Consider the following 13,585-nt stretch of genomic DNA (forward strand, 5'->3'; position numbering starts at 1 on the left):
GACGGAGGCGTCATGCCTTCAAAGCGATGGGTAGGAAGACGCTGATGCGTTACTTATGCAGTGAAAATCCCTATCAACAAGCATTAATGCAGGTTATTTCACCGCGAAGCCTAGGTGCGGACGCACCTACCCCCTGTCAGGGCTTCACGTACCTCATCTGCGCAATCGCCTGAGCGTTGAGGTTCAGTCCCTGCACCGTCAGCCCGCTGATTGCCGCCGTGTATACCATCCGCGCGCCACACAGCACGCAGCGGAACGGATCGACGTTTAGAAAGGCTTTGGCCATCGGCGCAAAATACAGCTTTGGTACCGGTCCTGGCGTCGCCATCTTCAGTGCTTCATAGACCTTCGGCAGGTACTGCCCGCAGACCCGATTGGCCAGAAAACCAAAATACCGGATCATCCGGAAATGCTTTTCCGGGATGTGCTGCACCACCCGGAAAAGCATGTCGGCCTGGCTCAGCGTTTCCTGCTGATAGGTCTGTGTGCGGTGATCCAGGTAGGTGAAGCTCAACGTGGCCCCGTTGGTGTAATGCGCCAGACGACTGCCCGAGATGGGCGGTTTTTTCAGGTAGCGGCCCAGGTAATTGACGGTCTTTCGGCCGTTTTTCGTCTTCTTCGACAAGTGGATGTGCCAGTGCTGGCCACCAGCGGTCAGTATCAAACGGCGCCAGTCGCTTTCACAGAGGATGTGGGCCAGCGGCGGCGGCATCGTCAGTTGCGAAAGCGGCTGTCCCAGCAGGTAATCGCGCACCAGCCACATCCAGCGCCGCCGCAGGGCCTCTTTGTGGAACGACAGATTTTTCCAGACGCCCTGCTCATCCAGGCCGCCCGCGGTCACCGACAGGTGGACGTGGGGATGCCAGTTGAGCCGCCGGCCATAGGTGTGCAGCGCCCCTTAAATCCCGACGCGCAAACCGCGCCGCTTGGCGGCGTAGATCAGGTTATCGGCCGCCAGCCGAAACAGCGCATCGAGCAGCCAGCGGTTGTAGAAGAACAGGGGCCATAGCGTGTCGGGCAGCGTGAACACCAGATGCTGCCAGGGGCAGTCGGGCAGACGGTTGTTTTGCACGGTGATCCACTGGTCGGTGGCCTTTTTGCCGCAGGAGGGACAGGCCCGGCAATGGCAGGTGTTGCACAGGTATTTGACGTGCGGGCAGCTGTGGTTGCCGCAGGTGTAGTGTTTGACGCCCAGTATCGAGGTGCCGCAGGCGAGCATTTTGGTGACGGACTCGACTTCGATGTCGCGTAAGCCGCCCTCCTCGAGGAGGTGTGCCCAGCACTGGTTAGCGGTGAAGAGGTTTTTGAGCGGTCGAGGTGTGTAGGCAGGACTCATCTGAAGCAGCAGCGGTGGGTAAGCAGGCTTCATGATGGTCAATAACGGGCCTCATGGCAAAGCTCAAATCGATGTTTCTGCTGCTACGCGATCGTAAGAACGGGCGATTTGCAGCCGCAGGCTGCCCTGTTCAACTACGACCGTCATGAAGGTCCGCGACGAGCTGGCGCAACGTTAGTCGGTTAAGGGCACTGACCTACTCATCGTCACGAAGCACCCAGCCCGCTTTTGAAAAAGCCCACCGGTTCAGGACGAGGCTATCAAGGGGGTCATACGGGCGGTTGTCCCAGTCGTGGCTTGAGATATTCACCCTTCGAGCATTTGTGATCAGTGTTCCTGTGTGGCCTCCCCGGGAAATCAATTGGACTGAATCATCTGGCTGTCGCTCGAATTCAATCCGAACCAGGATGGGATAGTCATACCCATTGCCTTTTGCCTGAAGCGGCTCAGTACAGGTTATGAACCCCATGACAGGGGTAGCAATTGCGTTCATGGCATGTCCCTTAGTGCTTTGGCTGTGCAGCGGCTCAGCAATCTTGCCAAGTCTATTATCAGGCTCTGTTTCGGAGCTGTCTTAGGAACCCTCCTGTGCTTTTTGAACACTCAAGCGAGGCATCGGCTCTTGCCGGTTGGTCAAATGAACAACAATGTCGAGGCAGCGATTAGGAAAATCAATGATTAAGGCTAATAGTTGGAGCAGCAATCTGAATGCATACAGAATACTCCAAGAACCGCAAAGTCTGACGGAGGAGCCCCCTCCCATCCAGACCATTTGCCCTGTTCAGCCTGAAAGCATGGCGCCACCGGAGCATCACAACCACCGGCACCTTGTGACACAAGAGGAAAACCGTGGCAGACATCTTGTTGGCAATCCGATGCGGCGCACGCGCTCTGATGTCGGCGCTCACGGCTTGACGCCTCATCAGCCTTTGCTTACACGTTCAAAATCCGATCACGGATTGGAACGTGTTGCAACGCCTTTGGCGTTTGAGGTACAGAGCGTCGGATCTGAGCAAACCGCTAGTAGTGCTGAAGTTATGACAGCCGCCGGCAGGCGCCATTCGCTCCTGACCGATTACCAAGCCGCGATTGCCCGACCGCTCGACCTTGATCGCGTGCTTGCAGCCGTAAAGTTACGCGCGGCCGCCGAGATCTATTGCAAGAAAAACAACTTGGCACGTCTCTCTCCACGGCCACCACGCACGAGTGCGGGCAATCAACGCCTTGATGCCTTGGTCAACCGGCCCGTCGATGAATTGATCGCCGAAGTGCAGGCCGCCCCCCGCAAGTTCAGCCGAACGCAGCTCACCGACGTTGCACAGAGGCACCTGCTCGCCGCATTGAATATCGACATAGACCAATACAAAAAGGGCGTGCACAAAGCCGGCCTGTATGAAGGACTACACTCGGTGGCGGGACGCTTGGTTAGCGTAGCTGCCGCAGCAGTCAGCGCTGGGGTTTCCGAGGTCCCCGGCGTGAGTAAGACCGTCACCAAGACAGTCAAGATTCTTTCCCACCAACTGCCGTCCAGCGTGGTCAATCCAGCTCTGACAGGCGGCCTTCGTTCCGTCACGGACGTCATGGAATCGTTTAAGCGCGTGGGTGGACTCCCTGTCCTATCGCCGCAGATCGATAAGAGCCCCGATATGGGTAAGATAGTGAAAGCCGCGAGGGAGATGCGCGGTCAACTCGATGAGGCCGTTGGACATTTTGCGCGAGCCCATAAGAGCGACCCCCAGGCGCTGCCGCGATTGGTGGACGCCTTTCTCGCGCTGCATGGCGTAGCCGACCGACAGTATCGGCGCCGCATCGGCCTGAATCGCACGCAAACCTACGGTAAAGGTTGGGGAATGGCCGTAAATGGCGTGGCCGCCATAGGCACCGTTGTGTCCACTACCGTTCCGGTGGTGGGTCAAGTCGCGGGCCCCGCCATTCTGGCCAGCACTATCCCTTTGCAATGGGGAGCGGGCTACTTGGACGAGCGGCGCAACAAGCACCGCTACAACCTACGCGCCAACACGAAGTGGGGGGACTTTCTGAAGGACAATGCGGCGAATATCCACTTCAAGGATCTGACTGTCGAGCATATTTCCGAGTCCAAGCTGCGCCAGTCGTTCCTGACCCAGCCAGAGGTGCAGATCGCCGCGATTCGCGAGGTTTACGAGGACACCATCGGCGAGCTGATGCGGCGGCGGCTCGAGATGCAGAAGGACATTGACGTCCAGCGCGAGGCGGGCAGGCCGATGCGCGCCCTAGCTCTTAAGCAGCTGCGGGAACTAGACGCCGAGATAGACGTTACGAAGATGCACGCCGACCAATTCGAATCTTTCAACATGGACCGCTGGAGCGCTATTCCTGAGGACAGCGTAATCGGACGCTGCTTGGACGACCTCGACAATCTCCAGAAGGCCAACCGCCGAGCGCGTCTGCGCAAGCCGGGCGAAGGTGCACAGATCGTGCAGCGCTACGTGCAGGCATTCCAGGGCGGCGTATCGACGGGGACGACGCTACCGGTGGTCGATGCCGTCGCGTCGATCGACAGCTTCCACGTACATGACTCGCAAGGTCACGACCATGGCTTGCAGCCCGCGCCGCTCGCCGTGGCGGCGGGCACGGGTGCTGCGGGCGGTGCCGTCTTCACCGGTGCAACGGGCGAGGTGCGGATGAGTAAAGCTGACAATAAGAAGATCATGACGCAACTGCGCGTGGACCCCGAGGTATACACAGCCGATGCTGAGCACTGGCGATTTCGCGCCGGAAATCGCGATGTCGACCTACGTACGTCCGCCGGATATAAGCAACACGCGCATACGCGTTGGGACGAGCTTGCGCTTGTTGCCCAAGCGCTCAAACATGGCCTCACGAGTGGCCCGGTAGGACTGAAGAACCTAGCGGTCGCAAAGGTAGAGCTGCGCCAGGCACGAGCCAGCTTACAGTCGGCGCTCGACGCATTGGCCGCGTCAGGTCTGCCACACCGGACGCCGGATTCCGCCCGTGCCCCGACGATCTCGTCGATGAAGGACCAGCTCTATGACTATTCGGAAGTTCGACGGCACCTTGGTGTGTAGAGCTTTTTGAAAGTGAGGGTGTAAAACGTTAGCAGAGTATTTTCCCCTAATTGTAGCGGCCTGCAATCGAAATGGCCCCGACCTGCAATCATCGGTTTTTCAGTCGCATTTAATCCTGGTCGGTTGCGCTCGATTGCAGGTCGAAGTGGCTGGATGCAGGTTCGTTTGCAGTCAATGCTGGTTCGCGGTGCCGGATAGACGCAATCAATCCTGGTCGAAAAACGCGATGATTGCAGGTCGAGGCCATTTCGATTGCAGGTCGTTACACATAGGGCGTTCGGGCACTCAGCCACAAACTGACGGTTGACATGATCCTGCGGGCACGGCCTGGCTTGGTCGCTGACCGTCGTCTTGACGGGCTTGCCGCGTACCACGCCTTGCAGGCCCAGCTCTCCCATCAGGCGTTGCACCGTACAGCGGGCGACTTGCTGGCCTTCACGCAGCAACTGTCGCCAGACCTTGCGCACGCCATATACATGGAAGTGCTCATCCCAGACTCGCTGGATGTGCTCACCCAGTTCATCGGTAACTTTGGTTTGGAGACGTTCCGAGCTTAGGGAAGGTCTGAAGTAGCCGGATGTTTTCCGGCTACCGAGTCCTCAGCACTTTTCAAAAAACGATGCATGTCGAAATTTGCTCAATTATCTTCGCTTTTCAGCTCTTTCGGCCGCTGCAAAGCCTTTTGCGGTAACCATTTCCTGCATTACACGCGCACCTCTCCTGCGCTCGCCAACAAATGTCGACGGGCCATCCACAGGTTTGACAGGGCGAACAACGTCACCATCTGCGCGGTGTTCTTGGCCAAGCCCCGAAAGCGCACTTTTTCATAGGCCTGCAACACCTGCCTTTTCTGCACCGGCCTTGGTGCGCCGCCACACCTCGCCATCGCGAATAGTGTCGAGGAACTCATGCCCCTTGTAAGTCAGCCGCTGAGGTTGCCACAGGAATCGGTCCATTCCGCCAGTATTTAGAGCCGCCAGCAGACATGCTTCATCCAAGAGCCGAACATGATAGGAGACCTCTTCGGAAGGTCGATCGTCGATTTCCAGCACGATGAGCCCTTCTGGCTCAGCGTAGGCTTCGATACAGCCCCTACTTGATGCTTTTGTTGATGCAAGTCAATGACAGGCGCTCTTGGTTTTGTGCTTGTGGAACCTAATTGCTATGAACGCCAACTAAAGGCTGCGTTACCTAACTCACGAGAAATGAATCGCCCCTGGTTTTGTAGACACCTCCATGCCTTAAACTGAGGCCAATCAGGAGGTGCCATGAGCAACCCACGTTATCCCGAAGAATTCAAAATCCAAGCGGTCAATCAAGTGACCGAAAAGAAGCTGCCTGTCGCTGATGTGGCGGCGCGTCTTGGCGTGTCGACGCATAGCCTCTATGCCTGGATAAAGCGCTACAGCAAACCTCAGGCAGAACGGCAGCAAGACGATGATCAGCACGCTGAACTGCGTCGTCTGCGAGCGGAACTCAAGCGGGTCACTGAAGAGCGAGACATCTTAAAAAAGGCCGCCGCGTACTTTGCCAAGGAGTGCGGCTGAAGTACGCCTTTATCAAGCAGCGCGCGGGCGACTACTCCATTCGACGGTTTTGCCTGACGCTGAAAGTCCATCCCAGTGGTTATTACGCTTGGTTGTCTGAGCCGCAATCTGCACGCGCTAAAGACGACCAGCGATTGCTGGGTTTGATCAAGCACTCGTGGCTGAAGAGCGGCGGAGTTTATGGCTATCGCAAAATCCATGACGACCTGCGCGAGGTCGGTGAAGATTGTGGTCGGCATCGTGTGGCGAGGTTGATGCGTCTTGAAGGTCTGCGCTCTCAGACAGGGTATCGACGTCGTCCTGGAAAGTACGGCGGTAAGCCAGCGGTCGCCTCACCCAATTTACTGAAGCGCGAGTTCGATGTCGTGGAACCCAACAAGGTTTGGGTCACCGACATCACCTACATTCGTACGTATGAAGGCTGGCTGTATTTGGCGGTGGTGCTGGATCTGTTTTCTCGTCAGGTCGTTGGCTGGTCAATGAAGTCGCAGATGACCAGTGATTTGGCCATTGATGCGTTATTGATGGCGGTTTGGAGGCGAAAACCGAAACAAGAGGTGATGGTTCACTCCGACCAGGGCAGCCAGTACAGCAGCTCCGATTGGCGCAGTTTTTTGAAGGCAAACAATTTGGTTGCCAGCATGAGCCGCCGAGGCAATTGTCATGACAACGCCGTGGCTGAGAGCTTTTTCCAGCTTCTGAAACGGGAACGAATCAAGCGGAAAATCTACACCTCACGGCAAGATGCTCGTAGTGATGTGTTCGATTACATCGAGATGTTCTACAACCCAAAACGCCGCCATGGTTTCAACAATCAGCTGTCACCGGTAGAGTTTGAAAAACGTTACGCAATGAGCTTGCAAGGTGTCTAGAGAATCCGGGGCGATTCAAACAACCCTGCAAACCAAAAGGCCTTCCTTGCAACGTGAGGTGAAATATTGCGGACACTCGACAGCGACGAAGTGAGAAGCCCAAGATGTTTTGAGTTGCTCAGCTATTGAGTTCTTATTGGTCAGATTTAACAATCTGACACTGCTGGTAAAAAAACTAGAGGTTTCATGGACAAGGACAACAACCGCGGCATGCGGGACTGGTTAATTTTTATTCGCACTGCGGAAGCCGGAAGCCTTGGCGAGGCTGCGCGTCAATTGAACGTAAGCACAGCGGCCGTCAGCAAGGCTGTAGCTCGCTTCGAGCAATACCTTAACACGGCACTATTCACGCGTACTCCTCAAGGTATGGTTCTGACGGAAGCTGGGCAAACGACGTTGAACCGCGCGCGCGAGATCGCTTCCTCCTTCCATTCACTGCTTGAAGAAATCCGCAACCCGAGCAATGAAGTGAAAGGCAGCATCAGGCTGACCGCGCCTGCTATCGTGTGTGAGTTTCTGGCCAACGTATGGGCATATGACTACACACAGGCTCATTCTCAGGTTAAGGTTTTTCTTGACGCACGCGAGCGCAGCGAGCTGAACCGAGATTCACCCGAACTAGATGACCTGGTATTACGCAGCGGTAGGATTGAAAGCGAGGACCTGGTACACCGTAAGCTTAGTCCCCTGAAACTGGTCCTTTGCGCTAGTCAGGACTACCTACGCCAACATTCGACTATCTCTCATCCTCGCGATTTGGAAACTCATAATCTGCTTGGGCTGCACCATCACGGACTCGCTGGTCCATTGATGTTTTCTCGTGGGAGCGAATCCTACATGCTGGAGGGAATATCGGAGACGGGCGTATCCTCCAATAACCTTTTCAGCATGCTGAACCTGACCATTCAGGGATACGGGATAAGTCTTGCGACGCCGGGGTGGCTGGCTTCAGGTTACGTCGGCGGCGGCCACCTCGAAATAATTCTGCCAGATTGGAAATTACCCGATCTCCCAGTCTGGCTTATCTGGCGGCAACGTAGTCGCCAGACTCGACTCTTCAATGACTTTCGCGACTATGTTGAACAGCGATGGAATTCTCGGACGCAACTGAAGAATATTGGTAACGCTTCGAATGTGGTGCTGATGCCAGATTTCGACACATTCTATAGTCCCAAAAAAGAATAGCTCTGCCTCCGCCTCACTCTTTCCATAAAGTTAATACCCGTTTAACCATCAGAGGGTTATTCAAGCCCCCTACAACCTCTATACTGGCTCCAAGAAGAAAGCAAATTGAAAAAAGGGAAAAATGTAGATTGCCAGGAGCTACAAATCTTTACTTCCGCAAATTAAAAAATTAGCCATAGAAACGAACTTACTTGCTTTCCGCTAAAAAATTAATCATATCGTATTGACTGTTCTCAAACTTGGGAGATGTGATGGGTTTCTCAACAAAGGCTGCTTTCACTATCGCAGCAACTTTGCTCGCCATAGGTCCCTTAGCACAGGGAGCTGACCTGCAGACCGACATTAACTCGCGTTCCTTTAGCGTAAATTTAGGAGCCACTCGGATCGTCTATCCGCAAAAATCATCGGGAGAGCAACTTTCGGTTTCAAATCTGCAGGACTACCCCATCTTGGTGCAGTCGTCAGTGACCGGTGAAGATAACAAGTCAGCTGCCCCTTTTCTGGTAACACCCCCACTATTCCGGCTCGAGGCGCATCAGCAGAGTAGACTCAGGGTTATCCGCACAGACGACAACTTACCAACTGATCGCGAAAGCTTGTTCTGGATGTGTGTGAAGGCCGTCCCACCCAGTGATGACGACGCTACCACGGCTCCAGAAAAGGTTTCACTAGCCATCAACATGGCCGTTAACACCTGCGAAAAAATACTGTATCGGCCATCAGGGCTGAAAGGAACCGCCGAGGAGGCTGCGGGTTCACTTGAATGGTCACGGCACAACAACACGCTGCAGGTTTTTAACAAGACGCCTTTTTACATGAATCTGAAGTCGCTAATTATCGGGAAAACCGAACTGCACGAGGTTTCATATATTTCACCCTATGGTCAAGTGTCATGGTCAATTCCTGCTGGCGCAGATGGTGATGTGATTTGGACTGTCATCAATGATCAGGGTGGGGAAAGCAGGCGTTTTAAGGTTGCACTTATGTAACCATCCTCTACTTAAATCGTTCAGGAGGGACAAATGCGTCGCCTTGCCTATGCTCTGTCCTTACCTGCAGCATGTTTTTTTACTTCCGTTCAGGCGCAGACTTACCATTTTGATCCGGCGTTGCTAGGGAGCTCTGCGAAGCATACCGATCTTTCACTGTTCAACCGAGGGCTACAGCAGCCAGGCAGGTATCATTTAGATGTAATGCTTAATGACGAGCAGGTCGACAGCCAAGACATTACACTGAGTTTGAAAAAAAATGCTGCCGGCATCAGCGTGCTTGATCCCTGCCTCAGCTTAGAACAATTATCGCGATGGGGCATTAAAACAGAAGCAATTCCAGGTCTGAATCGCACATCAAATGCAGGGGCTTGCGTCATACTTGAGAGTATACCCGAGTCCACTGTAAACGCAGACATTGCGAACCAGCAGCTGCAACTGCAAGTACCGCAATCATTCATGCGTCCAAACTATAGAGGTTTAGCGCCTCAGGGCCTATGGGATGATGGGATCACGGCATTTTTAATGAACTACAGTGCAGGAGCATCACGCGTGGACAGCCGAGACATAGGGGCCAACGACACATCCTCTTGGGCGCAACTTCAGCCGGGCTTCAATCTCGGACCATGGCGAGCAAGAAGTTCGTTTAGTTGGAAGGATGGGGGGGATTTGCAGCGCTCTTATGCCTATGTTGAACGTGGAGTTAGGGGATTCAAAAGCCGCCTATCCTTAGGTGAACGAACGTCACCGGGTGATGTATTCGATGGCGTCCCTTTCACCGGTGTAATGCTCGCTACGGACGATACTATGTTCCCTGCCAGTGAGCGTAGCTTTGCACCTACGGTGAGCGGTGTAGCGCTTACACGTGCCAGAATCGAAGTCCGTCAGAACGGCTACATTATCAAGACCCTATCCGTACCGCCAGGACCTTTCGAAATTCAAGACCTTGCTGCTAGCAGCGGCAATGGGGATCTGCACGTGGCGGTATATGAGGCCGACGGCAGAAATCAGTTCTTTATCGTGCCTTGGAACACGCCTGCCATTGCTCTGCACAAAGACCATTTAAAATACAGCGTGACAGCTGGCCGTTATCGCTCAGCAGAAAGCCGCACACCTGAGGCCTTGTTGATCCAAGCCACAGCTATCTATGGCCTACCCTGGAATCTGACGGGTTACGGTGGTCTGCAGGGAGCCACACATTACGGCGCCGCATCGTTAGGCGTAGGTGCAATGCTGGGAGGCTGGGGCGCAGTCTCGGTGGACGCCACGGGCTCACGAAGCCAAACGCCAGGGGGGAACACGCAAGGAGGTTTGAAGTGGCGGCTACGCTACAGCACCCAACTGCCGTTAACGCATACCGCTGTTTCGCTCGCTAGCATGCAGTACGCCTCTGCTGGATACCGGTCTTTAACCGAAACGCTAGGCTCGCGACAGCGCGAGGAATTTGCGATCGACAAAGACTATAGCGGGCGCCGTCAGCGGGCGCGCAGCACATTGTCGTTGAGTCAAAAGCTGGGCCCGCTAGGCAGCTTGGGAATCAGCGCTTCGCGCACCGACTGGCGCTACGGCCAAGGACATGACGATGGAATGGGGTTCAGTTGGAGTAAATCAATTCACAGCTTATCAGTGTCGATTGAATGGCAACAAAACCGCTCTTTTGATGGCTGTCAGGACCGCACGTTGAGTGTATGGGTGAGCATTCCCATTGGCGGTAGCACAAACGCCAGTTGGACCCTTACGGCTCCCACCCGGGGCCAACAAGAACAAGAAGGCGGGCTAAATGGCCGAGCATTTGAAGACCGCTTGGCATGGGATGTCAGACAACGCTACCGCACTGACGTGTCCTCGGATCAGCGCAGCGGCAGCGATCTGCATGCAAGTTGGAATGGCGCGAGTGGGCAGGTTGGTGTCGGGTATGGCTACAGCGCGACTAGCCGACAAGCAAATATGGATGTGTCAGGCGGGGTAATTGTGCACCACGACGGGGTAACCCTGAGCCAACAGCTTTCAGACACGGTTGCACTTGTGAGCGCACCAGGTGCTGCAGGGGTGCAAGTTGAGGGATGGCCTGGCGTCGAAACAGATAGACGAGGCTACACAGTAACCTCGAATCTCGTGGGCTACCAAGAGAATACAGTGAGTTTGAATCCGATAACTGTTCCAGACAACGCGGAAATACCGCAGACCGACGTAAAGATCGTGCCGACAGCCGGGGCAGTGGTTGAAGCAGCCTTTCGAACGCGCACTGGTGCCAAGGCCTTGGTTACCCTGCACTACTCAGACGGATCTCCCGTCGCTTTCGGCTCACAGGTGACCGCAGAGGGGCGGGAAGGAAACGCCGGCATCACCGATGCAAAGGGTTTGGCCTATCTCACCGGCCTTTCCTCAAGCGGCACGCTCAGCGTACGTTCGGGCAACAAGATGTGCCATGCAAATTACGATTTGCCGGGGAATAAGGAAACGGCGGGACTTTATCAATTAGATGCCGTGTGTCTCGAGTCCTTAAAGAAGGAAATACCCCATGGCTGAAGTGATAACGAAGAAAATACGCCAAGCAATAGCTCTTCTGACGCTGCTAATAACCGTATCACCGAGCATCTGGGCGAGTGTTCCGACTCTGAAACTGCAGCCAGCGGCGGGTCTAAGAGCGGGACATATCAGGAACGGCGCATTGGTGATGATTGGACAAGTGAATGATCCCGGAATTCATACTGGGTTTCGCATCCAGCAAGAGTTACAGGCGGATACTGGTAGGCCCCAAGTACTTCGATTACATGGCCTGCGTGATTCAACCCACATACTGCAAGTACGACTGGAGGGTCAGGGGTGGCAGCCAGATCCTCGTGATGTTGCTGGCCAAGTCACCTACGTTACAGATAACAGCGTGCAGTTTCGACTGGTGGCCGATGGCGATCAGACTGTAGCAGCAGACTCATGGGAGGTAGCAATTAACGCGATTGTCATTAAATAATTTTGGCCAAGGTCGGATAACACGTCACTGCTTACACAGCTCATTAGTTGTATCAACCCAAGAAAGGAAAAAATGTGAGAACGATATTTAAGGTAGCAGCTTGTATTTGCGCGATCACCAGTTCTGTCGCTTCGGCAGATGACACTCCAGACGAACAAGCTACATTTGGCGGCATTACCAACAAAACTCGTGCAACGGCAGTCGTGGAGTTCAAGCAACCCATAACACTTATTAATACTTTAACAGCCAGTTCAGGACTACAAGCAGACGACGACCCGGACAGTTCGACAAAAATCACAATAGCGACAGGTCAAGTAAGAATTAGCGAGTCGGGTGCATCTGCTCGCCTGGCGATACTCTCGACTTTGAATGACCGTGACCCTGGTATAACTACATACGCAGAAGGTCATGAAGGGGACGATGATTATGCGCTTATTTACTCAACAGCTCCCGGAACAGGTAGGATCAATGTGAGTCTACTGAATGATTACAGTATGCACATCGAAGAGGATGGCAGTGGATATTTTGTATCCAACAAGGATATAAGCAGCTTAGATTACGGTGTGGTCGCCACTCCACCCAGAAAGGCCGGTAAATATACCATACAGACGGTAGCAGGTGTTTACGTCCCTTAGTAGTAATTCCGCACCTCCAGCAGGTGCGGATTTTAGATTTCCCACTCTCAGTTCCAACATAAATGACCTACTAAATTGAGGGCTACCAGTGTGATTGCCAAGACCCATCTCGCAAAACACAAAAAAATCAGCAGACGCAATTTGATCAGCCGTTTAATCCCGTATGGGTTTATCGAGTGTATGACTTTACGGTGCTTTGCAGAGTATGTGTGTGACTATTATCCAGGGCCATGTGAACTTGTATACATTCGGGATAAGCTGGAGGAGTGCCTTGACAAACACGACAACGGAAGCAGCTGGTTCGAAGATTTGCGCTCTATGAAAAATGAGATTGAAGACAGCACATGCCAAATTGGCTACAATTTTGTATAGCACAATCAATCCATTGACTTACCAACACTTGAATATGTATTGATGAACAAATCGCGTTCCGCTAGATACTGACACACTAAACTGTGAATTCTGTTCTGATGGCATTTAATTATTATAACTGAGAATCTTTAATCATGGATCGGTGCTCGCGTGAGATATACCCAGAGAAATGCTTAGCTTCGGCTTCGAGGGATAACACGATTTTTATCGTTTTACGGCTAATTTCAGAGTCCACAGGTCTTCGATTTGCTGCAGCCTTAAATTTTTCTCCTGCATTTAGAGCTTGTTACACCGTTGACGGAAACAAGTATGTAGAGATAAATTCCAGACACCAGTATTACATGGTGAAAATGCTTGGCCATGAAGTGAGTCGCCGTGTACATCCAAGCATTCACCATCCGCAATATCATAGATGGATACCCATAGCCACATCAAGCGGCATGGCTGTTGGCGCGCTCTGTGGGCTAGATGCTGTATCAAATCCCATTGAAAAATCTGAAGTCAATAAGGCACTTGAGCTGTTTGCTGAACTCTTGGCCGACTATATTGCCCTATACAGGCGGTAGGAGGAAACTCATGCTAAATTGAACGTGTGTGAGGAAACCGGATG

At 53.6% G+C, this 13,585-nt stretch carries 9 protein-coding genes and 3 pseudogenes; 7 read left to right on the plus strand and 5 right to left on the minus strand.

Annotated elements, in window-relative coordinates:
- Positions 1-136: 136 nt before the first annotated feature.
- Positions 137-1,369: pseudogene (locus FFH21_RS29000) on the minus strand (IS91-like element IS801 family transposase).
- A gap of 163 nt (positions 1,370-1,532) precedes the next feature.
- Entirely contained in the window at positions 1,533-1,829 is a 297-nt protein-coding gene (locus tag FFH21_RS30920) for a hypothetical protein (RefSeq protein ID WP_025992726.1), read from the minus strand.
- 544 nt (positions 1,830-2,373) lie between these two features.
- On the opposite strand from FFH21_RS30920, the gene FFH21_RS29025 reads away from it, so the two are divergent.
- A complete protein-coding gene (locus tag FFH21_RS29025) occupies positions 2,374-4,404 on the plus strand; it encodes a hypothetical protein (protein ID WP_038820374.1) in 2,031 nt (676 codons plus the stop codon).
- 260 nt (positions 4,405-4,664) lie between these two features.
- Here FFH21_RS29025 and FFH21_RS29030 read toward each other — a convergent pair.
- From FFH21_RS29030 to FFH21_RS29040, 3 genes and pseudogenes are all read right to left on the minus strand, one after another.
- Positions 4,665-4,922 (minus strand): annotated as a pseudogene (locus FFH21_RS29030) (IS3 family transposase); the annotation flags it as partial.
- Between the two features lie 185 nt (positions 4,923-5,107).
- Positions 5,108-5,269: pseudogene (locus FFH21_RS29035) on the minus strand (IS5/IS1182 family transposase); the annotation flags it as partial.
- On the minus strand, positions 5,229-5,456 hold the full coding sequence (locus FFH21_RS29040; protein WP_011282435.1) for a DUF2513 domain-containing protein: 228 nt from the start codon (positions 5,454-5,456) through the stop codon (positions 5,229-5,231). The pseudogene FFH21_RS29035 and the gene FFH21_RS29040, both read right to left, overlap by 41 nt.
- A gap of 216 nt (positions 5,457-5,672) precedes the next feature.
- On the opposite strand from FFH21_RS29040, the gene FFH21_RS29045 reads away from it, so the two are divergent.
- The 6 genes from FFH21_RS29045 to FFH21_RS29070 all read left to right on the plus strand — a co-directional run bounded on the left by FFH21_RS29045 (position 5,673) and on the right by FFH21_RS29070 (position 12,603).
- A protein-coding gene (locus tag FFH21_RS29045) for an IS3-like element ISPsy29 family transposase (protein WP_086004872.1) occupies positions 5,673-6,823 on the plus strand; the annotation gives its coding sequence in 2 pieces (ribosomal slippage) (positions 5,673-5,907 and positions 5,907-6,823; 1,152 coding nt in all).
- A 186-nt stretch (positions 6,824-7,009) separates the two neighbouring features.
- The gene (locus FFH21_RS29050) at positions 7,010-8,008 is read left to right on the plus strand and encodes a LysR family transcriptional regulator (RefSeq protein WP_011282438.1); all 999 of its coding nucleotides are present in this window, start codon (positions 7,010-7,012) and stop codon (positions 8,006-8,008) included.
- Positions 8,009-8,259: 251 nt separating this feature from the next.
- Entirely contained in the window at positions 8,260-8,997 is a 738-nt protein-coding gene (locus tag FFH21_RS29055; protein ID WP_011282422.1) for a fimbria/pilus periplasmic chaperone, read from the plus strand.
- Positions 8,998-9,030: 33 nt separating this feature from the next.
- Entirely contained in the window at positions 9,031-11,526 is a 2,496-nt protein-coding gene (locus tag FFH21_RS29060; protein WP_011282475.1) for a fimbrial biogenesis outer membrane usher protein, read from the plus strand.
- Positions 11,519-11,968 (plus strand): AfaD family invasin, encoded by a 450-nt coding sequence (afaD, locus tag FFH21_RS29065; RefSeq protein ID WP_011282491.1) that lies wholly within the window; start codon positions 11,519-11,521, stop codon positions 11,966-11,968. Before FFH21_RS29060 ends, afaD begins: the two co-directional genes overlap by 8 nt.
- Before the next feature lie 74 nt (positions 11,969-12,042).
- Positions 12,043-12,603: a hypothetical protein gene (locus FFH21_RS29070; RefSeq protein ID WP_054073162.1), complete on the plus strand. Its 561-nt coding sequence runs from the start codon at positions 12,043-12,045 to the stop codon at positions 12,601-12,603.
- Positions 12,604-13,585 lie beyond the last annotated feature (982 nt).

Source organism: Pseudomonas sp. KBS0707, assembly GCF_005937945.2.
Taxonomy (GTDB): domain Bacteria; phylum Pseudomonadota; class Gammaproteobacteria; order Pseudomonadales; family Pseudomonadaceae; genus Aquipseudomonas; species Aquipseudomonas amygdali.